Raw genomic sequence first — 26,354 nt, forward strand, 5'->3', positions numbered from 1 at the left:
GTAGGGCGAACGGGAAAATCTCCCGCTTACTTCCGCTTCGGACGTCCGAAATCGACCGTTGAACGGGAAATTCTCCCTCTTATTCCGGCAAAACCAACGGTTTTCGCCTTTTCTTCGCCAATAAGGAGGAGCTTTTCCCGTCCAGGAAGCGGATGCGGCCTCGATCAAGCCGATGAGAGGGAGGATTTCCTTTTCGCAATACCGGCATTTCAAGCGGGGGAGGCGGGGCTCGAGATTTCCCGGTCTAATGGGACAACGAGGGCGCGTATATTGGTTACGCGGAGATGCAAGCGGTTTAGTGTAAGCGCTTCAATGCTTGTCCCGAACAGTCGCGGCGGAGAGGGGGAGGCGTACGCCTTGATTTGGACAACGGTCAATGGGTTGGCGTTTTTGGCGGTAACGGCGGGGGCGCTCGCGTTGTTTATTCGCGTCGTCCGCCGCAGGTACGACTATTTGCGGCTCGGCCGGAAGATCGGCGGGCGCGAGCTGGGCGAGGCGCTGCGCGAGGCGGCCGCCCGGGGGACGAAGCGGTTCGCCGCCGAGGTGTTCGGGCAGAAGAAGCTGCTGAAGGACGCGCGGAGCGGGGTCATGCACATCGTCATTTTCTACGGCTTCATCCTTCTCCAATTCGGCGCGCTCGACATCGTCGTTCGCGGGCTGTTCGGCGGACCGCCGCCGCTGCCCGGCTACGCCGTCTTCGAGCTGCTGCAGGAGACGACGGTCGCGCTCGTCCTGCTGGCGATGGGGTACGCGACGTACCGCAGGTACGGGGAGAAGCTGAAGCGGTTAAAGCGAGGCTGGAAGCCGAGCGTCGTGACGTGGTTCATCTATTCGCTCATGGCTTCGGTGCTGCTCACGCTCGCGTTCGACCGGCTGCGGCACGGCGAGGAGGCGGCCTGGACCGCGCCGATCAGCTCGGCGCTGGCGTCGGCGTTCGGCGGCGTCGGCGAGCTCGGCGCGTCGATCGGCTTCTACGTGTCTTGGTGGGCGCATCTGCTCATTCTGCTGTCGTTCCTCGTGTACGTGCCGCAATCGAAACACTTCCATATCTTGACCGCGCCGCTCAATCTGCTGCTGAAGCGGACGGAGCCGGTCGGAAGGCTGACGAAGCTGGACCTGGAGGACGAGACCGCGGAGACGTTCGGGGTCGGGACGGTGGAGCATTTCACGCAGAAGCAGATGCTTGATTTCTACGCATGCGTCGAGTGCGGCCGCTGCACGAACGTATGCCCCGCGTCGAGTACCGGCAAGCTGCTGTCGCCGATGCATATGATCGTAAAGCTAAGGGACCACCTGATCGAAAAGGGCGCCGCCGTCACCTCCAAATCCCCATGGGTGCCCGCCTTCGGCGCGGCGGAGGGCGGCGCGCACGTCATGTCGGAGGCTGCGCCGGCCGCGATCGCCGGTTTGCCGCCGCCGATTACGGATATCGCTCCCACGATGGCGGCGCAGCAGGCAGGCTGGACGCTGCGACCCGATGCGAAGCCGGAGGAGGTCGCGCTCGTCGGCGGCGTCATGACGGAGGAGGAAATTTGGGCGTGCACGACGTGCCGCAACTGCGAGGATCAATGCCCGGTCGGCAACGAGCACGTCGACAAGATCGTCGATCTGCGCCGGCATCTCGTGCTGATGGAGGGCAGCTTGCCGCACGACGGGCAGCGCGCTATGCAAAACATCGAGCGCCAGGGCAACCCGTGGGGCCTCTCCCGCAGCGATCGGGCGAAGTGGATCGACGAGCTGAAGCTGCCGCAGCCGGCGCCGGCGGACCCGCTGACGCGCGTGCCGACCGTCAAGGAGAACCCGAACTTCGACATCCTGTTCTTCGTCGGCTCGATGGGCTCGTACGACAACCGGACGAAGAAGGTGTCGCGCGCGGTGGCGCGGCTTCTGAACGAAGCGGGCGTCGACTTCGCGGTGCTCGGCAACGAGGAGAAGGGCTCCGGCGATACGCCGCGGCGGCTCGGCAACGAGATGCTGTTTCAGCAGCTGGCGGGGGAGAACGTAGCGACCTTCGAAAAGTACGGCGTCCGCCGCATCGTCACCGCCTGCCCGCATACGTACAACGCGCTGAAGAACGAGTATCCGGAGTTCGGTCTGGCGGCGGACGTCGAGGTGCTGCATCATACGGAGCTGCTGGCGCAGCTCGTGGCGGAGGGCCGCTTGCAGGCGAAGCACGAGGTGAAGGAGCGCGTCACGTATCACGATTCTTGCTACTTAGGGCGCTATAACGAAGTTTACGAGCCGCCGCGCGACGTGCTTCGGGCGATCCCGGGCGTCGAGCTGATCGAGATGGAGCGCAGCCGGTCGAACGGGATGTGCTGCGGCGCCGGCGGCGGGCGCATGTGGATGGAGGAGACGCAGGGGAAGCGCGTCAACCTCGCCCGTACGGAGCAGGCGCTCGCGGTCGATCCGACCGTCGTCGCGTCGGCGTGCCCGTATTGCCTGACGATGGTGGAGGACGGCACGAAGCTGAAGAACGTCGAGGACCGCGTGAAGGCGCGCGACGTAGCGGAGCTGCTGGAGGCGGCCGTTTTCGGGACCTGACGCGCTGCCGCCGATTGTCGGGATGCCCGCTCTCTTGCGCGTCGTTCTTGTCCTCGGTTTCCCTTCGCTCAGCTGGGAAATAGCCCTAACCCTTATCTAGGAGGTATTTATCCACTATGGCATTCACCCTCTCGAAGGCGGCGGTCATCGGCTCGGGCGTCATGGGCTCCGGCATCGCGGCGCATCTCGCGAACGCCGGCATTCCGACGCTGCTGCTCGACGTGAAGCGGGAATACGCGGTTTCGGCCGTCGCCAAGCTTCCGAAGACGAATCCCGCCCCGCTGTTTCGAAGCGCCGACGCGCAGCTGATCGTCCCCGGTTCCATCGACGACGATCTAGGCAAGCTCGCGGAGGTCGATTGGATCATCGAGGTCGTCACCGAAAAGCTTGACGTCAAGCGTCGGCTGCTCGAGCGGATCGACGCGGTCCGCGGGCCGCGAACGATCGTCTCCACGAATACGTCCGGCATCTCGGTGAACGCGATGAGCGAGGGGCGGAGCGAGGGGTTTCGGAAGCATTTTCTCGGGACGCACTTCTTCAATCCGCCGCGCTACATGAAGCTGCTGGAGATCGTTCCGACGCCGGATACTGATCCGGAAGTCGTCGCCGCGATGCGCGCGTTCTGCGAGCGCCGTCTCGGCAAGGGCGTCGTCGTCGCCAAAGACACGCCGAACTTCGTCGCGAACCGGATCGGCACGTACGGCTTATTGGTCACCCTTCGGGAGATGGAAAAGGGCGGCTATACCGTCGACGAGGTCGACGCGATTACCGGCCCGGCGATGGGCCGGCCGAAGAGCGCGACGTTCCGCACGCTCGACCTCGTCGGGCTCGATACGTTCGTCCACGTGGCGGGGAACGTGCACGGCGGAACGAGCGATCCGGCGGAGCGGGACGTCTTCGACGTGCCGGCGCCGCTTCGGACGCTCGTCGAGCGCGGCTGGCTCGGGGAGAAGTCCGGGCAGGGCTTCTATAAGAAGATCAAGGGAGCGGACGGGAAGAGCGTCATCCAGTCGCTCGATCTGTTGACGCTCGAGTACGGCGTCGGGCGGAAGCCCGCGGGAGCGGCGATCGAGGCGGCGAAGCAGGCGAAGGGCGCGCGCGGGAAAATCAAAGCGCTGCTGGGCGCGAACGACCGGTACTCGCAGCTCGCCTGGAACATTCTCGCGCCGGTGCTGCTATACGCGGCCGACAAGCTGGGCGACATCGCGGACACCGCCTTGGACATCGACAACGCGATGAAGTGGGGCTTCAATTGGGACCTCGGCCCGTTCGAGACGTGGGACGCGATCGGCGTCCGCCGCTCCGTCGAGCGGATGCGCGGGGAGGGGCGCGCGATCCCCGCATGGGTGGAGGCGTGGCTTGCGGCCGGGAACGAAACGTTCTACGCGTCCGACGCGGGCAAGCGGTTTTATGCGAGCGCCGGGTCCTACGCGGAAGTCGAGATGCCTAAGGAAGAAATATCGCTGCGCGCGCTGAAGGAGCGGCCCGGCAGCGTCGTCCTCTCCAACCCCGGCGCGAGCCTCGTCGACATCGGCGACGACATCGTCTGCCTCGAGTTCCACTCGCCGAACAACGCGATCGGCGGGGACATTCTGACGATGATCGAGCGCGGCGTCGAGGAGGTGCGGCGGAACTGGCGCGGGCTCGTCGTCGCGAACGAAGGGCGCAACTTCTGCGTCGGCGCTAACCTGATGCTGCTGCTCATGGAGGCGCAGGACGAGGAATGGGATGAGGTCGACCGCATCATCCGCATGTTCCAGAACGCGATGATGTCGCTGAAGGCGCTCGAGAAGCCGGTCGTCGCGGCGCCGCACCGGATGACGCTCGGCGGCGGCGTCGAAGCGTGCATGCCGGCGGACATCGTCTTGTTCTCGTCCGAGACGTACTTCGGCCTCGTCGAGACCGGCGTCGGCCTTATCCCGGCGGGCGGCGGCTGCAAGGAGATGGCGTTGCGCATCTCCGCCGAGGCGGCTTCGCCCGAGGAGGACCTGCAGCCGGCGATCAACGCGGCGTTCGAGACGATCGCGCTCGCGAAGACGTCGACGAGCGGCCCGAACGCGCGCGATCTCGGCTACATGCGCGCGTCGGATCGGGTCGTCATGAACGTCGACCATCGCATCTACGAGGCGAAGCGTCTCGCGCTCGCCTTAGACGAAGCCGGCTATGCGCCCAAGCCGCGGCAGCGCATCCGCGTCGTCGGCCGGGACGGCGCCGCGGTGCTCAAGATGGGCGCGCTGCAGATGCGCCAAGGCGGGTACATCAGCGATCACGATCTCTTGATCGCGAAGAAGCTCGCCCACGTGCTGGCGGGCGGCGACGTGCCGGCGGGCGCGCTCGTCGCCGAGCAATATTTGCTCGACCTCGAGCGCGAAGCGTTCCTCAGCCTGACCGGGGAGCCGAAGACGCAGGCGCGCATGCAGCATATTCTCGCGACCGGCAAGCCGCTGCGCAATTAATCCGAGAGGGAGGCTGGATCCGAACATGACCTACGCTACTCCACGAAGCCGCGACGCCGTCATCGTCTCCATCGCCCGCACCGCGGTCGGCCGCGCGAAGAAGGGCAGCCTCGCCCAAACCAGGGCCGAGGATCTCGGCGTCGCCGCGCTGAATGCCGTCATCGACCGCGCGCCGGGCGTCGCCAAGGCCGACGTCGAGGATATCGTCATCGGCTGCGCCATGCCCGAGGGCGAGCAGGGGCTCAACTTCGCCCGCATCATGTCGCTGTACGCAGGCTTCCCGACGACGGTGCCGGCGATTACGATCAACCGGTTTTGCTCGTCGGGCCTCCAGTCGATCGCCTTCGCGGCGGAGCGCATTATGCTCGGCGCGGCGGACGTCGTCATCGCCGGCGGCGTCGAGAGCATGAGCCACGTGCCGATGGCCGGCTTCAAGCCCGCCCCGCATCCCGCGATCGTCGAGTCGATGCCCGCCGCCTACATGAGCATGGGCCATACCGCCGAGGAGGTCGCCCGCCGCTTCGGCGTCTCGCGCGAAGATCAAGACCGGTTCGCGGTGGAATCGCACGCGAAGGCGGCGTCGGCGATCGCCCGCGGCGCGTTCCGGGACGAAATCGTCCCGGTGACGGCGCGCCTCGGCGGCGTCGGCGACGACGGCCGGCCGTACAGCCGCGAGTTCGTCTTCGACGTCGACGAGGGCGTCCGCCCGGACACGTCGCTCGAAGCGCTCGCCGTGCTGCGTCCCGCGTTCGCCGCCGGCGGCACCGTCACCGCGGGCAACGCGTCGCAGACGAGCGACGGCGCCGCCGCCGCGCTCGTCATGAGCCGCGAACGCGCCGAGGCGCTCGGGCTCCCGCCGCTGGCGACGTTCCGCGCCTTCGCGCTCGCCGGCGTCGACCCCGAGATCATGGGCGTCGGCCCGGTCGAGGCGATTCCGAAGGCGCTTCGGATGGCGGGACTGTCCGCCTCGGACGTCGATCTGTTCGAAATCAACGAAGCGTTCGCCGCTCAGGCCGTGCAGGTCGTACGCGCGCTCGAGCTCGACCCGGCCCGCGTCAACGCGAACGGCGGCGCCATCGCGCTCGGCCATCCGCTCGGCTGCACCGGCACGAAGCTGTCCGCGACGCTCATTCACGAGCTCCTCCGACGCGGCGGCGGCATCGGCGTCGTGTCGATGTGCATCGGCGGCGGCATGGGCGCGGCCGGCGTGTTCGAAGTTCATTAAAGAAGGGGAGGCACCTGCCATGTCCGTATCCGAACGCAATCTCAAGCCTTATCTCGCGGGCGGCGGCTTCATCATCGACGACGCGCCGCCCGAGGCGGTCGCGACGCCGGAGGATTTCACCGAGGAGCAGCGCATGTTCGCCGAGACGACGCGCGACTTCATCGAGAGCGAAGTGCTGCCGCACGACGAGAGACTCGAAAAGCTGAACTACGAGCTGACCGTCAAGCTGATGCGCAAGGCGGGAGAACTCGGCCTCCTCGGCGCCGATGTGCCCGAGGCGTACGGCGGGCTGGGCCTCGACAAGATCAGCTCCACGATCATCAACGAAAACCTCGCCAAGGCGAGCTCCTTCGCGCTGTCGATCGGCGCTCACGTCGGCATCGGCACGCTGCCGATCGTCTTTTTCGGAAGCAAGGAGCAGAAGGAGAAGTACTTGCCCGCGCTCGCGACCGGCGAGAAAATCGCCGCGTACTGTCTCACCGAGCCGGCCTCCGGCTCCGACGCGCTCGGCGCGAAGACGACGGCGCGGTTATCTAGCGACGGGAAGCACTACATCTTGAACGGGAGCAAGATCTACATTACGAACGGCGGCTTCGCGGACGTGTACATCGTCTACGCGAAGATCGACGGCACCGACTTCTCGGCGTTCATCCTCGAACGCGGCATGGAAGGCTTCACGACCGGACCCGAGGAGAAGAAGATGGGCATCAAGGGCTCGTCGACCGTGCCGCTGTATTTCGAAGACGTGCATGTCCCCGTGGAAAATTTGCTCGGCGAACCCGGCCGCGGCCATGTGATCGCCTTCAACATTCTGAACATCGGCCGGTTCAAGCTGGCGGCGGGCACGGTCGGCGCCTGCAAGGAGTCGATCGCGCTGTCGGCCGCGTACGCGAATACGCGCCAGCAGTTCGGACGGCCGATCTCGAGCTTCCCGCTCATCGGGGCGAAGCTCGCGGACATGAACGTCCGCACGTACGCGCTCGAGAGCATGGTGTACCGCACGGCCGGGCTCATTAACGACAGCCTGGCGGGCCTCGATTACAACGCGCCCGACGCCGGCCGGGAGTCCGCGCGCGGCATCGCCGAATATGCGATCGAGTGCTCGATCAACAAGGTGTTCGCCTCCGAGGCGCTCGACTTCGTCGCGGACGAGGGCGTCCAAATTCACGGCGGCTACGGCTACGTGCAGGAGTACAAGATCGAGCGGATTTATCGGGACAGCCGGATTAATCGCATTTTCGAAGGAACGAACGAAATCAACCGGATGCTCATCCCCGGCACGCTGCTGAAGAAAGCGCTGAAGGGCGAGCTGCCGCTGCTGCAGAAGGCGCAGGAGTTCCAGAGCGAGCTGCTGTCGTTCTCCCCGCCGGCGTCGTTCGAGGGCGCGCTCGAGCAAGAGGCGCATCTCGTCCGCACGATGAAGAAGATATTCCTGCTCGTCGGCGGCGCGGCGGTGCAGAAGTACGGCATGAATTTGGAAAAGGAGCAGGAGGCGCTGAGCGCCCTCGCCGACGTCATGATTCTCGCGTATGCGGCGGAGAGCGCGCTGCTGCGGACGAAAAAGCGGATCGCCGCCGCCGGCGAAGCGAAAGCGCAGCTCGCGATTCTCATGACGCGGGTGTACGCCCAGGAAGCGTTCGACGCGATCGAGGGGCTCGCGAAGCGCCAGCTCGCGGCGATGGAGGAAGGCGACGCGCTGCGGACGATGCTGTCGGCGCTGAAGAAATTGGCGCGTCACCAGCCGATCAACGCGACGGCGCTGAAGCGCGAGATCGCGGCGCGGGTCGTCGATAGCGAGAAGTACGTAGACTGACGGGAACGGCCTCTTGGCGGCGGCCGAACTTCCGCGCGAGGGAGAGAATCGCTTACGCTCAATCGAAGCGAAAGGGATGAAAAAGCGATATGCCACAACCGAAACGTTGGCTCGACAGCTATCCGGCAGAGGTTCCTCCGACGTACGATTATCCGTCTATGAATCTAGCTCGGCTGCTCGTGGATAGCGCCGACCGCTACCCGTCGCATCCCGCCGTCGAGTTTCTCGGCACCCGATATACGTATGCCGAGCTCCGCGACGCCGCTTACCGGTTCGCGAACGCCCTTCGCGCGCACGGCGTCGCGAAGGGCGACCGCGTCGCGATCATGCTGCCGAATTGCCCGGCGGCCGTCATCGCATACTACGGCACGCTTCTGACGGGGGCCGTCGTCGTGCAGACGAACCCGCTGTATAAGCCGCAAGAGCTCAAGCATCAGCTCGGCGATTCCGGCGCGAAGGCGATCGTGACGCTGGATCAGCTCGTTCCGCGGGTGGAGGCGATTCGCGAATATACGTTGCTGGAACGAATGATCGTCACGTCCGTCGCCGAGCAGCTGCCTTGGCCGAAGAGCTGGCTTTATCCCTTGAAGCTGAAGCGAAGCAAGCAGTTCGTGAAGGTGAATTGGACGGAGACGGTGACGCCGTGGAAGACGTTCCTCGCTTCGGCGCCGGCGTCTCCGATTCTGGAGCCGGTCGACGCCGTGGAAGACGTCGCGGTGCTGCAGTATACGGGCGGCACGACGGGCGTGGCGAAGGGCGTCATGCTGACGCATTTCAATATGACGGCGAACACGTACCAGAATAAGCTATGGTTTCACAAATGCCGGGAAGGGCAAGAGAAGTTCTTGGCGGCGCTTCCGCTTTTCCACGTGTTCGGCCTGACGGTGCTGATGAACCAAGCGGCGCTGACGGCGGGCGAGTTGATTTTGCTGCCGCGCTTCGAGGCGGAGACGGTGCTGAAGACGATCCACAAGCGGCGTCCGACCGTGTTCCCCGGCGCGCCGACGATGTATATCGCCTTGATTAACCATCCGCGCATCAAGGAATACGACTTGACGTCGATCTCGGCGTGCGTCAGCGGCTCGGCGTCGCTGCCGGTCGAGGTGCAGGAGCGGTTCGAGGAGCTCTCCGGCGCGCGGCTGATCGAAGGCTACGGCATGACGGAGGCTTCGCCGGTGACGCACGCGAACCCGATCTGGGGGAAGCGGAAGATCGGGCGCGTCGGCATTCCGTTCCCCGATACGGAGGCGCGCATCGTCGATTCGGAGACGGGCGAGGAGCTGCCCGCCGGGGAGATCGGCGAGGTCGCGGTACGCGGCCCTCAGGTCATGAAAGGGTACTGGAACCGTCCGGAAGAGACGGCGAAGGTGCTTCGGGACGGCTGGCTGTTCACGGGCGATATGGGGACGATGGACGAGGAAGGCTTCTTCGCGATCGTCGATCGGAAGAAAGATATGATCATCGCCAGCGGCTACAATGTGTATCCGCGCGAGATCGAAGAAGTGTTATATGAACACCCGGCCGTCAAGGAGGCCGTCGCCGTCGGCATGCCCGACAAGTATCGGGGCGAGACGGTGAAGGCGTACATCGTGCTGAAGGAGGGCGCGTCGGTGAACGGTCCGGCGCTCGAGGCGTACTGCCGCGAGCATCTGGCCGCTTATAAGGTGCCGCGGTACTTCGAGTTTCGCGAGGAGCTGCCGAAGACGATGATCGGCAAGGTGCTGCGCCGCGCGCTGATCGAGGAGGAACAGGCGAAGGCGGCCGCCGGTCGGGAGGCGGCTTCGGGCGCCGCGTCCGGCGCGGACGAGGGCTCCGCCGAGGGGTGTCCGCCGCCGCCGCCGCCGAAAGCTTGAGGCGAGGACGTCCCGCGCGTTGTGGCATACGCTCGGGGCGTCCTTCGCCGTTTTTGGAAATCGGTCGCCGCGGCGGTACAATGGTGGCGAACGGAGGGATTACGCATGGATATGAGCTTATGGATGAAGAAGCTGGAGGAGCGCGCGCAGGGGACGTTTTGGGAGCTGCTCGGCTGCAAGGCGGAGGCCGTGTCCCCGGAGCGGACCGTCATCGCCCTTGTCGCCGAGAAGCGGCACCTGAACGCGATGGGCATCGTGCACGGCGGCGTCTTGGCGTCGCTGCTCGACAACGCCATGGGCCTCGCCGTCATGAGCGCCTACCCGGACAAGCGCACGGTGACGACGAACCTGAACGTGCACTTCGTCGCGTCGCTCGGCCCCGGCCCGCTCCGGACGACCGCCAAGGTGCTGCACGAGACGCGCACGACGCTGACGGTCGAAGCGTCGGTGGAGGACGCGAGCGGCAAGCTCGGCACGATCGGCACCGGCAGCTTTCGGCTATTGGATTAGGAAACTAGGATACCGCCTTCCTTTACTGCTATGTAGGGGAGGCGGTTTTCTTTTCCCCGGCTCCCTTGGGTGACTGTTTGGCCGCTCCTTCTCCTCGGTTTCCTTTTACTCAGCTGAGAGTACCGGTGCCGATACATACTTTGTTCTCATGGTTAGCACGCCTGCAGAAGGAGGGGAAGAAGGACAAGCAGCGGCGTCGTGAGTGAACGGACCCGGCCGGCGTTTCGCAGGAAGCGGCGGTAGCCGGGGGAAATGTGCGACATAAGCGCGAATACGCGCTTAGGGCGACGGTAGCCGGGGGAAATGTGCGACATAAGCGCGAATACGCGCTTGGAGCGGAGGTAGCCGGGGGAAATGTGCGAAATAAGCGCGAATACGCGCCTAGAGCGGCGGAAGACGGGGGAAGCGTGCGACATAAGCGCGAATACGCGCTTGGAGCGGCGGTAGCCGGGGGAAGCGTGCGAAATAAGCGCGAATACGCGCTTGGAGCGGCGGAAGTCGGGGGCAGCGTGCGAAATAAGCGCGAATACGCGCTTGGAGCGGCGGTAGCCGGGGGAAGCGTGCGACATAAGCGCGAATACGCGCTTGGAGCGGCGGAAGTCGGGGGAAGCGTGCGAAATAAGCGCGAATACGCGCTTGGAGCGGCGGTAGCCGGGGGAAGCGTGCGAAATAAGCGCGAATACGCGCTTAGAGCGGCGGTAGCCGGGGGAAGCGTGCGAAATAAGCGCGAATACGCGCTTGGAGCGGCGGAAGACGGGGGAAGCGTGCGAAAGAAGCGCGAATACGCGCTTAGAGCGGCGGTAGCCGGGGGAATGTGCGAAATAAGCGCGAATACGCGCTTGGAGCGGAGGTAGCCGGGGGAAATGTGCGAAATAAGCGCGAATACGCGCCTAGAGCGGCGGAAGACGGGGGAAGCGTGCGACATAAGCGCGAATACGCGCTTGGAGCGGCGGTAGCCGGGGGAAATGTGCGACATAAGCGCGAATACGCGCTTGGAGCGGCGGTAGCCGGGGGAAGCTTGCGAAATAAGCGCGAATACGCGCTTGGAGTGGCGGTAGCCGGGGGAAATGTGCGAAAGAAGCGCGAATACGCGCTTAGAGCGGCGGTAGCCGGGGGAAGCGCGCGAAATAAGCGCGAATACGCGCTTAGAGCGGCGGAAGACGGGGGAAGCGTGCGAAAGAAGCGCGAATACGCGCTTAGAGCGGCGGAAGACGGGGGAAGCGTGCGACATAAGCGCGAATACGCGCTTAGAGCGGCGGTAGCCGGGGGAAGCGCGCGAAAGCGAGACGTCGCCCGACGCCTGCGCTTTCGCACGGCGCTGTGGCAAAGGCCTCGGCACAGTGGTACAATGAAACCAATTGTCTGAAACGCCAAGGAGGAGTAGAGAAAGCATGACAACTGCAAGCAGAACGATCGACCAACTGTCGATCGACACGATCCGCACGCTGTCGATCGACGCGATCGAGAAGGCGAAATCCGGCCACCCGGGCATGCCGATGGGCGCCGCCCCGATGGCCTACGAGCTCTGGGCGAGATTCATGAACCACAGCTCCGCGAATCCGACGTGGGTGAACCGCGATCGGTTCGTCCTGTCCGCGGGCCACGGTTCGATGCTGTTATACAGCCTTCTTCACTTATTCGGATACGAAGACACGCCGATGGAGCAATTGAAGCAGTTCCGCCAATGGGGCTCGAAGACGCCGGGTCACCCGGAATTCGGCCACACGGCGGGCGTCGACGCGACGACGGGGCCGCTCGGCCAAGGGTTCGCGATGGCGGTCGGCATGGCGATGGCGGAAGCGCACACGGCGGCGGTATACAACCGCGACGGCTACAACGTCATCGATCATTACACGTACGTCATCTGCGGCGACGGCGACCTGATGGAGGGCATCTCCGGCGAAGCGGCGTCGCTCGCGGCTCATCTGAAGCTGAACAAGCTGGTCGTCCTGTACGATTCCAACGACATCTCGCTCGACGGCGATCTGAACCTCGCGTTCTCCGAGAACGTGGAGACGCGGTTCAAGGGCTACGGCTGGAACGTCATCCGCGTGAACGACGGCAACGATCTCGCCGAGATCAACAAGGCGATCGCGGCGGCGAAGAACAGCGACGCCCCGACGCTGATCGAAGTGAAGACGGTCATCGGCTACGGCTCTCCGAACAAGCAAGGCAAGGGCGGCCACGCTGGCCCGCACGGCTCGCCGCTCGGCGGCGACGAGGCGAAGCTGACGAAGGCGTTCTACGAGTGGCCGCACGAGGAGTTCCACGTGCCGGAAGCGGTCGCGGCGAACTTCGCCGAGCTGAAGGCGAAGGGCGATGCGGCGGCCGCGGCATGGAAGGAGCTGTTCGCGAAGTACCGCGACGCGCATCCGGCGCTGGCCGCGCAATTCGAGACGGCGTTCGCGGGCGAAAACCCGGCGGGCTGGGACGCGGCGATTCCGACGTTCGACACTAGCGAGAAGCCGATGGCGACTCGCGCGGCGTCCGGCAAGGTCATCAACGCGATCTCGCCGAACCTGCCGACGTTCTTCGGCGGCTCCGCGGACCTCGAATCGTCGACGAACACGCACCTGAACGACACGGGCAAGTTCCAACCGGGCAGCTACGCCGAGCGGAACGTCTACTTCGGCGTGCGCGAGTTCGCGATGGGCGCGGCGATGAACGGCATGGCGCTGCACGGCGGCGTGAAGGCGTTCGGCGGGACGTTCTTCGTGTTCTCCGACTACCTCCGTCCGGCGATTCGTCTCGCGGCGATCCAGAAGCTGCCGGTCGTGTACGTGTTCACGCACGACTCGATCGCGGTCGGCGAAGACGGCCCGACGCACGAGCCGATCGAGCAGCTCGCGGCGATCCGCTCGATGATCGACGTCACGGTCATCCGCCCGGCCGACGCGAACGAAACCGCGGAAGCGTGGCGCTACGCGTTGTCGAGCAAAGACCGTCCGGTCGCGCTCATCTTGACCCGCCAAAACCTGCCGGTGCTCGCGGGCACGGCGGAGAACGCGCGCGACGGCATCGCTCGCGGCGCATACGTCATCGCGGACGCGCCGGCGGGCGCGAAGCCGGCGGCGCAAATTATCGCGACGGGCTCCGAAGTGCAGCTCGCCGTGGACGCGCAGAAGGCGCTCGCGCTAGAGGGCATCCACGTTCGCGTCGTCTCGATGCCGAGCATGGACCGCTTCGAAGCGCAAGACAAGGCGTACCGCCAATCCGTCATTCTGCCGGACGTGAAGGCGCGCCTCGTCATCGAGATGGCTTCGCCGTTCGGCTGGCATAAGTACGCCGGCGACGAAGGAGACATCCTCGGCATCTCGACGTACGGCGCATCGGCGCCGGGACCGAAGGTGATCGAAGAGTACGGCTTCACGGTGCCGAACGTCGTCGCCAAGGTGAAGGCGCTGCTGAAGTAGATTCGACTTACCGCTTTATAAGCGCATAAGCGCGATTCGCGCCGCTCCCCCTCGCAAGAGGGCGGGCGGCGCTTTTTCGTCGAAAAAGTATATCATCATCCATGAAATAGCGTTATAATGATTTTGAGAGAATGATTTGAAAGACCTAGTAGAATATACATCCTCAGGAAAATTAGGCAAACCCATTGAAAATTGGGGGCGCAAAGCTATAGGGGCTAACGTGTTACACTATGCCAGCCAGCTGCCGAACGTGGAAAGAGTCATCCGGCCCTTTTATTCGGCCGGATTTTTTTGTCTCATTCGTTGTCCTGAATGCATTCGAAAGGGGAAGCCTCGTAATGAACACCGATGAATCCGTGATAAATATTTTGATGGTGGACGACCGCCCCGAAAATTTGCTCGCGCTGGAAGCGATCATCGAACGGGACGACTATCGGCTCATCAAGGCGTCCTCCGGCGAGGAAGCGCTGAAGTGCCTCTTGAAATACGACTTCGCCGTCATCTTGCTCGACGTGCAGATGCCGGGCATCGACGGCTTCGCCACCGCGAAGATCATTAAGGCGCGGGAGAAGACGAAGAACATCCCGATCATTTTCATTACGGCCAATTACATGGATTCGAACCATATTTTCACCGGCTATTCCGTCGGCGCGATCGACTATATTTTGAAGCCGTTCGATCCGATCGTGCTGAAGGCGAAGGTCGAGGGATTCGTAGATTTATATAAGCTGAATCAGAAGTTGCTTCGCCAGAGCGAGGCGCTCGCCGAGAAGTCGAAGGAGGTCGAGCGAGCGAACGCGGAGCTGCGCGTCTCCGAAGCGCTGGCGAACGTCATCAGCGGCACGTCGATCGATTCGATGCTCGTCATGGACGGACGCGGGATGATCCTGCGGGCGAATCCTGCGGTCGAAACGATGTTCGGTTATAGCGAAACGGAGATGGTCGGCGACACCGTCTTCTCGTTGTTTCCGGACGAGTCCTCGCGGAAGATCGTCGCGTCCGCGCTCGAAGCCGTCGCCCGGATGGATCTCGCGCCTTCGATCGAACCGCACGCGGAGATGGTCGCGACGCGGAAGGAAGGAAGCGCCTTCCCTGCGGAGGTTCAATTCGGCAGCCGGTACGTGTCGGACCGCTGCATCGTCGCATGTACGATTCGAGACGTTACGAAGAAGAAGCGCGACCAAGAGACGATCGCGCATATGGCGTATCACGACGGGCTGACGCAGCTGCCGAATCGCAGAAGGTTCAACGAGCGGTTAGCCGAAGCGCTGCACGCGGCCAAGCGGAGCGCCGGGAACTTGTCGATGATGTATTTGGACATGGATCGGTTTAAATATGTAAACGATTCCTTAGGACACGCGATCGGCGACAAGCTGCTGAAGGAGGTCGCCGACCGGCTGGCGGGCTGCATGCGCGCGGGCGACTTCGCGGCCCGAATCGGCGGCGACGAATTCAGCGTACTGCTGCCGGACACGAACCGGGAGACCGCGCTCGAATGCGCCGAACGAATTCTCGAAGCGTTCCAGAAGCCGATCCACCTCGACCAGTACGAATTGTTCGTGACGACCAGCATCGGCATCAGCGTCTTCCCGTACGACGGCGACGACGCGCAGCAGCTGATGAAGAACGCGGACGCGGCGCTCTATCGCGCGAAGGAGCAAGGGAAGAACCGGTACAAGGTGTTTCATACCGGCATGAACTTAAGCTCTTATCGAAACTTCATGCTGCAGAACGAATTGCGCAAGGCGATCGAGCGCGAGGAGCTCAGGCTCGTCTACCAGCCGCGGATCGACGTCAAGACCGGGGCGGTGACGAGCGCGGAGGCGCTGCTTCGATGGAAGCATCCGAATTGGGGCACCGTGCTGCCTTCGGAATTCATCCCGCTCGCCGAGGAGAGCGGACAGATGGCCGAGCTCGGCGAGTGGGTGCTGCGGACGGCCAGCAAGCAGAGCGTGGATTGGCAGCGGGCCGGCATCGCGCCGATCCGCGTCGCGGTGAACTTCTCGGCCCATCAGTTCCTGCATCGGGACGCGGGCGAGCGGATCCGGCGCATTCTCGAACAGAACGAGCTGCGTCCCGAGCTGCTGGAGATCGAGATTACGGAGACGGCGCTCATGGGGAACGAGGAGAGCGTAACGAGAACGCTGCGGCAGTTGAAGTCGGCCGGCATCGCCGTCAGCATCGACGACTTCGGAACGGGCTACTCGTCCTTGAACTACTTGCGGCGCTTCCCCGTCGATTCGATCAAGATCGACAAGTCGTTCGTGCAAGATTTGTGCAAGAGCGCGTCCGACAGCACGCCGTTCGTGCAGGCGATCGTCTCGTTGGCGCAGAGCCTGCGCATGACCGTCGTCGCGGAAGGCGTAGAGACGGAGGGGCAGCTAAGCAAGCTGCGAGCGCTGCATTGCGACGAGTTCCAAGGATACTTGTTCTGCCCTCCCGTCGAGGCGGCCGACTTCGAAGCGTTCTTGGTCCGTTCTCAAGCGCCGAAGACGGACAAGACGGACGGAACGAACGATCCCGCCGTCGCGCAGGAGCGGCTGCACGTCGTTCGGGACGAGCCGTCGGAAAGCCAAAACCAGGAAATTCTGAACCGGGCGCTCCTTCATACGAAAGAGACGTACTCGATTTCCCCCCGGGAATTCGATGTGTTCCATTTGATGGTAAACGGGTTCAACAATAAGGAAATTTCGGATAAGTTGTTTATCAGCGAGCATACGGTGAAGAACCATATTACGCACATTTTCCAGAAGCTCAACGTCAACGATCGCGTCCAGGCGATGGCGAAAATTTATCAGACGTGCATCGACGAAGGGAAAGCGGTTCGAGCGAACCGAAAGTCCGGGTAGCGTCAGCCGAGAAAGAAGGGGTTCCTGATGAAAATTAAAACGAAGTTAATGCTGGGGCTCAGCGCGCTGCCCGTTCTCTTCGTGCTGCTGGTCGTCGTCGGCTGGATTCAAAACGCGACTTTGAAGACCATGAGCGCCTCCTTGAAGGCGGATTACGACACCGCGTTTCTCGCCGAGCAAATACATCGACAAGTGAAAAACGAAGCGATCTACTTGCGGAATATGGCGTTATTCCAAGACGATGCGTCCATCGACAAGGAAATCGAGCTGCTGCAAGCGGAGAGCGAGTCCGTCGTGACCGGGCTCGCGATGCTCCAATCGATGGTGGAGACGCCCGAGCAGCGGGCGCTCGTGGAGCGGGTGCATGACGTAAACCACGAGTTCATTGAATACAAGGACGAAGTGGTGCGGCATTTCGCCGAAGGCCGGCGCGCCGAAGGCGTCGCGTTGATCAACGATCGGGGACATGAGATCCACGATCGGTTTTTCGAAGCGATCTCGAAGCTGACGGACGATCTGGAGTCGCAGATGGAGAGCGCCCTCACCGAAGTTCCGCGCGACTTCCAACGCAACTTGTTCATCCTCGGCATGGCGGCGCTCCTAGGCGTCGTGTTGACCGCGGCTTCCTTGTACAAGCGGGTATGGACGGTCGCCGTGCGGCTGAACCGCGTATCCGGCATCATCGCGAGCGTCGCCGACGGAACGTCGGATCTTCGGACGATAATCGAAGCGACGTCGGAAGACGAGATCGACGACGTCGCCCGTTCGTTCAATCGTATGGCCTCGTCGCTCGCGGAGCAGCGGGAGCGGGAGCGGGACGAGCATTGGCTCAAGTCCAACGTCGCGGAAATCACAGGGCTCCTCACGGGCGCGCGCGATATGGAAGCCGTCGCCAAGTCGTTCCTCTCCAAGGCGGTGCCGGCGGTGGAGGGCTGTCATGCGGTGTTTTACGCGAAGGAAACGGAGGCGCTTCGGGACGAACCCGCATTGAAATTGATGGCGTCGTACGCGTTCAAGGAACGGAAGCATCTCGCCAACACGTTCTCGATGGGCGAAGGGTTGATCGGACAAGCCGCCTTGGAAAATGCCCCCATCCTCCTCACCTCCGTGCCGCCGGATTACGTCACCGTACGCTCCGGGTTGGGCGAAGCGCCTCCGATGAACGTATACGTATTGCCGATCAGCTTCAAGGAAGAAGTGCTCGCGGTCGTCGAGATCGCTTCCTTCAAGTCGTTCACGCCGATCCAGCAAGAGTTCTTGGAGGAGATGAGGTCTCATCTGGGGATCATTCTCGACAGCGTCGCGAGCCGCATTCGATTGGCGGCCATGCTGGAGCAGTCGCAAGTGCTGACGGAGGAGCTGCAAGTTCAGTCCGAGGAGCTCCAGTCCCAGCAGGAAGAGCTGCGCGCGACGAACGAAGAGCTCGAGGAGCAGACGCTGGCGCTCAGACGATCCGAGGAGAAGCTTCAGGCGCAGCAAGAGGAGCTGGAGCAGACGAACGCCGAACTGAAGGAAAAGGCGGAACGGCTGGAACTGCAGAACAAGCGGTTCGAAGAGACGAACAAGGAGATCGAGATCGCCCGAGTCGGTCTGGTCGAGCAGGCGAGACAGCTCGCCCTCAGCTCCAAGTACAAATCCGAATTTCTGGCGAATATGTCGCACGAGCTGCGCACCCCGTTGAACAGCTTGTTGATCTTGTCCAAGCTGCTGTCCGACAACAACGGGGGGAACCTGACGGAGAAGCAGATCGAATACGCGAAAATCATATATTCCTCCGGCAGCGACCTGTTGGCGCTCATTAACGACATTCTGGATTTGGCCAAGATCGAATCCGGGAAGATGGACGCGGCGCCGAGCGACGTCCGTCTCGCGGAACTGGCGGAATTCGCCGAGGCGAGCTTCCGCGCGGTCGCGAGCGAGAAGGGGCTCGGGTTCCGGGTCGTCCTGCGGGACGGTCTGCCGGAGACGGTCTACAGCGACGAGCGTCGGCTGCAGCAGGTGCTTCGGAACTTATTGTCGAACGCGTTCAAGTTCACGCACGAAGGCGACGTCGCGCTCGAGATCGGCGTCGCCGACAGGGGGAAGCGGGCGATCGCCTTCTCCGTCGCCGATACCGGCATCGGCATCGCCGAGGACAAGCAGGAGCTGATCTTCCAAGCGTTCCAGCAAGCCGACGGGACGACGAGCCGCAAGTACGGCGGGACGGGGCTGGGGCTGTCCATCTGCCGGGAAATCGCCGAGCTCTTAGGCGGAGAGATCGTCGTAGAGAGCCGAGAAGGCGAGGGGAGCGTCTTTACGTTCTACGTAGGCGATTACGAAGGGACGGACGACGCGCGGAATCTCGCGCAAGCCGCGGTCGAGGCGGCCGCGGCGGTCGAGGGCGCCAAGCTTCCTCAGACGCCGTCCGCCGTCGAACCGACGCCGAATCCCGTTCCGCTTCCGCGGGTCCCTCACATCAAGAAGCTGCTGATCGTCGACGACGACGTTAGGCAGCGCAGCAGCTTAATGGAGCTGCTCGGCGGCAAAGACGTCATCATTAAGGCCGTGTCGACGGGCAAGGAAGCGCTCGAGCAGCTGAAGGTCGATACGTTCGACTGTATGGTGCTCGATCTGGGGCTGACGGACACGACGGGCTTCGAGCTGCTCGAGACGATCAAGACGGACGAATCGCAGGAGCAGGTGACCGTATTTATTTATACGGGCCGCGACTTGTCGTCGAAAGAGGAAATTCAACTGAAGAAATACGCGCATACGATCATTATTAAGGACTCCCATTCCCCCGAGCGGCTGATGGACGAACTGGAGCTGTTCCTCTCCTCCGGCGCGAGCCGTGCGGAAGCGTCGTCCGGGCTAGACGCGGAAGCGATCGAACGTCGATCGGGGCTGGAAGGGAAGCGGGTGCTGCTCATCGACGACGACGTAAGGAACGTGTTCGCGCTGTCGAGCGCGCTCGAGGCCCAGGGCATGGACGTCGCGTTCGCGGAAAACGGGGCGGAAGGGCTTGAGCTGTTGGAACGGAGCCCGCCGTTCGACATCGTACTGACGGACATCATGATGCCGGAGATGGACGGCTACGAGACGATTCGGCGGCTGCGGGCGAAGCCGGCGTTCGAGCGGCTGCCGGTCATCGCGCTCACCGCGAAGGCGATGCGGGAGGATCGGGAGCGATGCCTCGAGGTCGGGGCGTCGGATTATATCGCGAAGCCCGTCGATCCGGCGCAGCTGCTTTCCTTGATGAAGGTGTGGGTATACCCGGAAGGGGATGCGTGATGGAGAACGCGGAGAAGGATCTGGAACGGATCGAGATCGAGCTGCTGCTCCAGGGATTGTACGCCTGGTGCGGCTACGATTATCGGGATTACGCGTATCCCTCCATCCGCCGGCGGGTCCGGTACCGCATGCAAGCGGAGAAGACGCCGACCGTGACCGCGCTGCTGGACAAGCTGCTGCACGACCCCGAATGCTTGCGGCGGCTCATCGCGGACTTCTCCATCAACGTGACCGAGATGTTCCGCGATCCGTCGTTTTTCGCCGCGTTCCGGGAGAAGGTCGTGCCGGCGCTGCGGACGTATCCGTCGATCCGGATTTGGCACGCGGGCTGCGCGACGGGCGAAGAAGTATACTCGATGGCGATTATTCTCCATGAAGAAGGGCTGTACGAAAAATCGACGATCTACGCGACGGACGTGAACGCGAATGCGCTCAAGATTGCGAAAGCCGGCGTCTTCCCGCTGTCCGATATGAAGAAGTTCACCGGCAATTATATGAAGTCCGGGGGGAAGGGAGCCTTTTCCGATTACTACCATGTCTCGGACAACGGGGTCAAATTCGATTCGCGCCTGACGAAGAACGTGGTGTTCGCGCAGCATAACTTAGTGACCGACGGCTCGTTCAACGAATTCAACGTCATCTTCTGCAGGAACGTGCTGATTTACTTCAATAAGGCGCTGCAGGAGAAGGTGCATACGCTGTTTTATGAAAGCTTGGGCTTATTCGGCATCCTCGGCCTCGGGGACAAGGAGACGATCGCGTACACGAGGTACGCGGATCGCTTCGAGGACGTGCACCGCGGAGAGAAGCTGTACAGGAAAGTGAAGTAAGGAAAAGGATTCGAGCAGGCCGGCTCCCCCAGGGGGCCGGCCTGTTTCGTTCGGCGTCCGCCAGCCATCGCCGAAACCTCGCCTACCCACCGACGCCGAGCCGAGCGCCAAGACAAACTGCTCAAAAATTGAGCTCATTTCCGCAAACTGCTCAAAATTTGACACGATGGCCGCCAACCCGCTGCTGTCGAGCCGACCGCCAAGACAAACTGCTCAAAAATTGAGCTCATTTCCGCAAACTGCTCAAAATTTGACACGATCACACGCCAACCCGCTGACGCCGAGCCGACCGCCAAGACAAACTGCTCAAAATTTGAGCCCATTTCCGCAAACTGTTCAAAATTTGACACGATCGCCCGCCAACCCGCTGACGCCGAGCCGACCGCCAAGACAAACTGCTCAAAAATTGAGTTCATTTCCGCAAACTGCTCAAAATTTGACACGATCGCCCGCCAGCCCGCCGCTGTTGGGCCGACCGCCAAGACAAACTGCTCAAAAATTGAGCTCATTTCCGCAAACTGCTCAAAATTTGACACGATCGCCCGAAAATCCGCCGCTGTCGAGCCGACCGCCAAGATAAACTGCTCAAAAATTGAGCTCATTTCCGCAAACTGCTCAAAATTTGACACGATCGCCCGCCAGCCCGCCGCTGTCGAGCCGACCGGTGCGGCGGATAGGAGCGAGCTCTTACTCGCGTGGGAGTCGCGAAATAAGAGCGGCGGTCGATAGCCGCCTCGCGCGAACTCGTGCACAATTAGGGACAAGCAAAGCATACCAGAACCATATGACGGGAGAGAGAATGATGACAGTCGCGGACAAGATGGAGCGCCTTCGGGCCGCGATGATCCGGGCGCACGGCGCCCTCGGAGCGCTGACCCACCCGGACGTCGTGGCGATCAGCCGACAGTTGGACGACGTCGTGATGGAATTTTACCGAATCGACCTGGCAAGGAAACGCGCGGTGCCGACTACGGACATCAAATAAAGGAAATGATTACATAGTGTTAAAAGGTTATCGGGACGGAGGGAGACGCGCCATGGACAACGGGAACCTCTCCTCGATCCGCTTATTGGACGCGCTTCGAACCGCCGTGGGCGACGGCCAACTTAAGGTTTACTACCAACCGAGGGTCGACATCCGAACGGGCGACGTCGTCGGCGCGGAAGCGCTCCTGCGGTGGAGCCACCCGACGCTCGGTTCGATCTCGCCGGCGGCGTTCATCCCGATCGCCGAAGAGACCGGCTTGATCCTGCCGATCGGGGAGTGGACGCTGCGCCAGGCGTGCGCCCAAGCCGCGGCTTGGAGAACGGCCGGCTTCGACCGGCTCGTCGTATCGGTGAACCTGTCGCCCCGGCAATTCGCGCAAGGCGACGTGGTGGATACGGTATGGTCGATCCTGCGGGAGACCGAGCTGCCTCCGCAGCAGCTCGAACTGGAAATTACGGAGAGCATCACGATGGACGTCGAGTCCGCGATCGCGACGCTGAACCGGTTGAAGCGGCTCGGCGTGCGGATCAGCGTGGACGACTTCGGCACGGGGTACAGCTCGCTCTCGTACCTGAAGCGATTCCCGCTGCACACGCTGAAGATCGACAAGACGTTCATCCGGGAATGCACGAAGGACGAGAACGACGCCACGATCGTGCGGACGATCATCGCGATGGCCCATAACCTGAACCTTCGGGTGGTGGCGGAAGGGGTCGAGACGAAGGAACAGCTCGTGTTCCTTCAGCGACACCTTTGCGACGAGGCGCAAGGCTTTCTTTTTCAACGACCGGTGCCTCCGGAAGAATTGGTGGAACAGCTGGAAGAGCTGCCGGCGATCGTAACGAAGCTGGGCGTCGGAGCGGCGTTCACCGAGAAGATGCTCATGCGGGAGCAGCTGCGGAACGCTCGAAGGGATTTGGAGGAGACGCTCCGGATGCAGCAGGGATTGACGTTCAAGTTTAAGAAGGTCGAGGATCGGTTCGTCATCACGTTATGCGGCGGGCAATTGCTGCGTCGGTTCGGCGTCGATGCCGAAGCAGTCGTCGGCAAGACGGTCGAAGAAATCGCCGCGCCCGATGAGGTCGCCCCGCTCTATGCGCAGTATCAGAGAGCCTGGGACGGGGAGGAAGAGGTCACTTTCGAGGCGAAGGTTCTGGGCGTGTGGTGCCTCGCCTCGTTAACGCCGATCCGCCGAGGCGGGGTCGTCGTCGAGGTGGTCGGCTCCGCCATCGATATATCCGAACGCAAGCGGGCCGAAGAGGCGCTGAATCGGGTGCATAAGCAGTACGAGCTCATTGTGGAAAACGTGACGGATCTCATTTCCGTTTTCGACGCGGACGGGGATTTGACATACGCCTCGCCGTCCCATCTTCGCCTTCTGGGCTATACGCCCGAATCGCTGCTCGGCATGGATGTGCAGGAGCTCGTCCATCCGGAGGACGTCTCGGGCATGGCTACGTCCTTCGAGGAAGGGATCAAGATGAAATCGGAGTTTCAATGCCGGTCGCGATTTAGGCATAAGGACGGAATCTGGGTTTTGGTGGAGGTGCGCGGCATGCCCGTCATGGACGACGACGGGAGGCTGCTGCAGATGGTGACCGTCTCGCGTCCCGTCCACCGATAACGCAAGAAGGGGCTGCGCCCGGTCGATGTCGACCGGAGGCGGCCCCTTCTTGCGCACCGTCTTACGATGTCGCTTTGCCTTGCAAATACTCCTCGAGCTGCAGCCGCACGAACGGCGGCAGGCCGGACAGCATGCAGCCGTAACGGAACGCGCCGCGGTCCGGCACGACGCGGATGATCTTGCCCGTGATCGGCGGCAGATCGGCTTCCTGCGGGAAGTGGATGACGACGAACATGTCGACCGCCAGCGGGAACGAGGACCGTACCTGCAGCCCGCTCTCGGACAGGTCGTACAGCGTCGCTTCGATCTGCTGCCCCGAGAAGGAGCCTTCCTGCTCCCACTGGTAGACGGAGATGTGGAGCGGGATGTTCAAGGCGACGCGCGGCGCGCGGCGGCGGTCGTCGCTCTTCCCGGCGGCGGCCGCCGGCTCTTGCCTCGCGGTCCGCTCGACCGGCGCGGCGTCCGCCGGGACCGACGCGCCGCGGACGGAGACGCGAATCCATTCCTCGAAGACGCGCGCGATCGAAGAGAAGTCGAGCTCGCCGAGCCCGCGGCTCTCGCCGATCTGGAACAGCTCCTTCGCCGCGGACAAGACGGGCGTAGGCACCTGCAGCTCGTCCGCGAACGCGGAGGCGAGCTTCAAGTCCTTCAGCATAAATTTCAGCGAAAATTGATTGCTGAAGTCCCCCGCGAGCAGCTTGTCCTTCTTCAGCTCGAGGAATCGGCTCGCGGCGCCGCCGCTGCCGACGACGTCGAGGAACTTGGCCGGATCGACGCCGGCCTTGGCCGCCAGCGCGAGCCCTTCCGCCACCGCGGCGCCGTTGATGCCGACGATCGCGTTATGCGCGAGCTTCGTCTGGGAGCCGGCGCCGGACGGCCCCATGTGAACGACGGCGCGTCCCATGGCGGACAGCACGTCGCGCACGCCGTCGAGCGCTTCCTCGCGGCCGCCGACCATGAAGAGCAGCGTACCGCTCTCCGCGGCCGGCTTGCTGCCGGTGACGGGCGCGTCGAGGAAGTCCGTGAGATGCTCTTCCATGTCGGCGGCGAGGCGGCGGCTCAGCTCCGGGGACACCGTGCTGCAGTCGACGAGCGTCATGCCGGCGCGAAGTCCACCGAACAGGCCGTTGGCGCCGTAATAGATCGACTCGACGGCCGCATCGTCTCCGAGCATCGTGACGACGACGTCGGCTTCCCGGGCGACCTCCTTCGGCGAAGCGGCGACCGACGCGGAAGGGCGGCCCGCGGCGAGCGTCTCGGCGACGCTGCGCGTGCGATTGTACAAGACGACCTCGTAGCCCTTGTTCAATAAGTTCAAAGCCATGGGCGAACCCATCGTGCCCAGACCGATAAATCCGATGACCCGCATGCGAGCACCTCCGACGTTATTCGCGAAAAAATGATTCTCTCGCTCCATCTTACCACTTCTTTCCGAGCGTTGAACAGATGCGGCTCGTCCGCGCAATGATCGATTCGCTTGCATTCGTCCGAATCGTTCAAGTATCCTATGTGGAGATATATAACTGATCAGTCTATAAGGAGGATTTCCCTTGACATCTCCCGTGAAATACGACTACAAGCCGGCGCTGCCGTTCGTGCAGCAGCACGAAATCGACTACAGCGCGGCGGCGGTACGCCTCGCGCACGAGCAGCTCCACGCCAAATCCGGCGCGGGCAGCGACTACCTCGGCTGGATCGACCTGCCGACGAACTATGACCGCGACGAATTCGCGCGGATTAAGCAGGCGGCGGAGCGCATCCGCAGCGACTCCGAGGCGCTCGTCGTCATCGGCATCGGCGGTTCGTACCTCGGCGCGCGCGCCGCGATCGAGATGCTGACGAACCCGTTCGGCGCGCATCTGTCCAAGGAGAAGCGCAACGCGCCGCACATTTTCTATGCGGGCAACAACATCTCCTCCACCTACATGGCGCAGCTGCTCGAAGCGCTCGAAGGCAAGGATTTCTCCGTGAACGTCATCTCGAAGTCCGGCACGACGACCGAGCCGGCCGTCGCGTTCCGCATCTTCAAGGAAGCGCTCGAGACGAAGTACGGCAAGGAAGCCGCGCGGAAGCGCATCTACGCGACGACCGACATGGCGAAGGGCGCGCTGAAGAAGCTCGCCGACGCCGAGGGTTACGAATCGTTCGTCATTCCGGACGACGTCGGCGGCCGTTACTCGGTGCTGACGGCGGTGGGCTTGCTGCCGATCGCGGTGGCGGGCGTCGATATCGACGCGATCATGGCGGGCGCGGCCGACGCGCAGGCGCTGTACGCGAACCCGAGCCTTGAGGCCAACGAGGCGTACCAATACGCAGCGGTCCGCAACGCGCTCTACAAGAAGGGCAAGGCGATCGAAATTCTCGTCAATTACGAGCCGAGCCTGCACTTCGTCTCCGAGTGGTGGAAGCAGCTGTACGGCGAGAGCGAAGGCAAAGACAACAAGGGCATCTACCCGGCGTCGGTCGACTTCAGCACCGATCTGCACTCCATGGGGCAGTTCATTCAAGAGGGTACGCGCAACTTGTTCGAAACCGTCATCCAGGTGGAAAAGGCGGCGATCGAGCTGAACGTTCCCCACGATCCGGAAAACGTCGACGGACTGAACTTCTTGTCCGGCCAATCGATCGACTTCGTCAACAAGAAGGCGTTCCAAGGCACGCTGCTCGCGCACACGGACGGCAACGTGCCGAACACGGTCGTGACGCTCGCGGACACGAAGCCGTATACGTTCGGACATTTGGTGTATTTCTTCGAAAAGGCTTGCGGCGTCAGCGGCTACCTGCTCGGCGTCAATCCGTTCGACCAGCCGGGCGTCGAAGCGTACAAGGTCAACATGTTCGCGCTGCTCGGCAAGCCGGGCTTCGAAGCGAAGAAGGCGGAGCTCGAAGCGAGACTGCGCGGGTTGTAAGAGAAGAGCGGGCGTACAGGCTCACTCGGCGGGGACGCCGGGTGGGCCGTTTTCCGTAAAAAGGGGAGAT

At 62.9% G+C, this 26,354-nt stretch carries 16 protein-coding genes and 1 riboswitch; of the genes, 14 read left to right on the forward strand and 2 right to left on the reverse strand.

Going from position 1 to position 26,354, the window contains the following annotated elements:
• Nucleotides 1-357: 357 nt before the first annotated feature.
• The 11 genes from FE782_RS12105 to FE782_RS12155 all read left to right on the forward strand — a co-directional run bounded on the left by FE782_RS12105 (nt 358) and on the right by FE782_RS12155 (nt 20,763).
• Nucleotides 358-2,544 (forward strand): (Fe-S)-binding protein, encoded by a 2,187-nt coding sequence (locus tag FE782_RS12105; protein ID WP_238392450.1) that lies wholly within the window; start codon nt 358-360, stop codon nt 2,542-2,544.
• Nucleotides 2,545-2,660: 116 nt separating this feature from the next.
• Entirely contained in the window at nt 2,661-5,000 is a 2,340-nt protein-coding gene (locus FE782_RS12110; protein ID WP_138194342.1) for a 3-hydroxyacyl-CoA dehydrogenase/enoyl-CoA hydratase family protein, read from the forward strand.
• A 25-nt stretch (nt 5,001-5,025) separates the two neighbouring features.
• On the forward strand, nt 5,026-6,225 hold the full coding sequence (locus tag FE782_RS12115; RefSeq protein WP_138194343.1) for an acetyl-CoA C-acyltransferase: 1,200 nt from the start codon (nt 5,026-5,028) through the stop codon (nt 6,223-6,225).
• Nucleotides 6,226-6,244: 19 nt separating this feature from the next.
• On the forward strand, nt 6,245-8,038 hold the full coding sequence (locus FE782_RS12120; RefSeq protein WP_138194344.1) for an acyl-CoA dehydrogenase FadE: 1,794 nt from the start codon (nt 6,245-6,247) through the stop codon (nt 8,036-8,038).
• Between the two features lie 89 nt (nt 8,039-8,127).
• A complete protein-coding gene (locus FE782_RS12125) occupies nt 8,128-9,891 on the forward strand; it encodes a long-chain-fatty-acid--CoA ligase (protein ID WP_138194345.1) in 1,764 nt (587 codons plus the stop codon).
• Between the two features lie 105 nt (nt 9,892-9,996).
• Nucleotides 9,997-10,401, forward strand: coding sequence for a PaaI family thioesterase (locus FE782_RS12130; RefSeq protein WP_138194346.1), 405 nt, complete (start codon nt 9,997-9,999; stop codon nt 10,399-10,401).
• 356 nt (nt 10,402-10,757) lie between these two features.
• Nucleotides 10,758-11,255, forward strand: a complete 498-nt coding sequence (locus tag FE782_RS12135) for a hypothetical protein (protein ID WP_138194347.1) — start codon at nt 10,758-10,760, stop codon at nt 11,253-11,255.
• A gap of 537 nt (nt 11,256-11,792) precedes the next feature.
• Nucleotides 11,793-13,814 carry a transketolase gene (gene tkt / locus FE782_RS12140; RefSeq protein WP_138194348.1) on the forward strand — a complete coding sequence of 674 codons (2,022 nt, stop codon included), beginning with the start codon at nt 11,793-11,795 and terminating at the stop codon, nt 13,812-13,814.
• Between the two features lie 165 nt (nt 13,815-13,979).
• Nucleotides 13,980-14,063, forward strand: a riboswitch (cyclic di-GMP riboswitch).
• An 89-nt stretch (nt 14,064-14,152) separates the two neighbouring features.
• Nucleotides 14,153-16,663: an EAL domain-containing protein gene (locus FE782_RS12145; protein WP_138194349.1), complete on the forward strand. Its 2,511-nt coding sequence runs from the start codon at nt 14,153-14,155 to the stop codon at nt 16,661-16,663.
• A gap of 27 nt (nt 16,664-16,690) precedes the next feature.
• Entirely contained in the window at nt 16,691-19,933 is a 3,243-nt protein-coding gene (locus tag FE782_RS12150; RefSeq protein ID WP_138194350.1) for a response regulator, read from the forward strand.
• On the forward strand, nt 19,933-20,763 hold the full coding sequence (locus FE782_RS12155; protein ID WP_138194431.1) for a CheR family methyltransferase: 831 nt from the start codon (nt 19,933-19,935) through the stop codon (nt 20,761-20,763). Before FE782_RS12150 ends, FE782_RS12155 begins: the two co-directional genes overlap by 1 nt.
• A 134-nt stretch (nt 20,764-20,897) precedes the next feature.
• On the opposite strand, the gene FE782_RS12160 is transcribed toward FE782_RS12155, so the two are convergent.
• A complete protein-coding gene (locus FE782_RS12160; protein ID WP_138194351.1) occupies nt 20,898-21,392 on the reverse strand; it encodes a hypothetical protein in 495 nt (164 codons plus the stop codon).
• Between the two features lie 173 nt (nt 21,393-21,565).
• Here FE782_RS12160 and FE782_RS12165 point away from each other — a divergent pair, with 173 nt between their 5' ends.
• Nucleotides 21,566-21,748 (forward strand): aspartyl-phosphate phosphatase Spo0E family protein, encoded by a 183-nt coding sequence (locus tag FE782_RS12165; RefSeq protein ID WP_158299362.1) that lies wholly within the window; start codon nt 21,566-21,568, stop codon nt 21,746-21,748.
• A 52-nt stretch (nt 21,749-21,800) separates the two neighbouring features.
• A complete protein-coding gene (locus FE782_RS12170; protein WP_138194353.1) occupies nt 21,801-23,375 on the forward strand; it encodes an EAL domain-containing protein in 1,575 nt (524 codons plus the stop codon).
• A gap of 61 nt (nt 23,376-23,436) precedes the next feature.
• Here the strand turns inward: FE782_RS12170 and FE782_RS33175 are convergent, their stop codons facing one another.
• Entirely contained in the window at nt 23,437-24,858 is a 1,422-nt protein-coding gene (locus tag FE782_RS33175) for an NAD(P)-binding domain-containing protein (protein WP_338016889.1), read from the reverse strand.
• Between the two features lie 67 nt (nt 24,859-24,925).
• On the opposite strand from FE782_RS33175, the gene FE782_RS12180 reads away from it, so the two are divergent.
• Nucleotides 24,926-26,284 (forward strand): glucose-6-phosphate isomerase, encoded by a 1,359-nt coding sequence (locus FE782_RS12180; RefSeq protein ID WP_138194355.1) that lies wholly within the window; start codon nt 24,926-24,928, stop codon nt 26,282-26,284.
• Nucleotides 26,285-26,354: the final 70 nt, after the last annotated feature.

Source organism: Paenibacillus antri (assembly GCF_005765165.1).
Classification (GTDB): Bacteria; Bacillota; Bacilli; order Paenibacillales; family YIM-B00363; genus Paenibacillus_AE; species Paenibacillus_AE antri.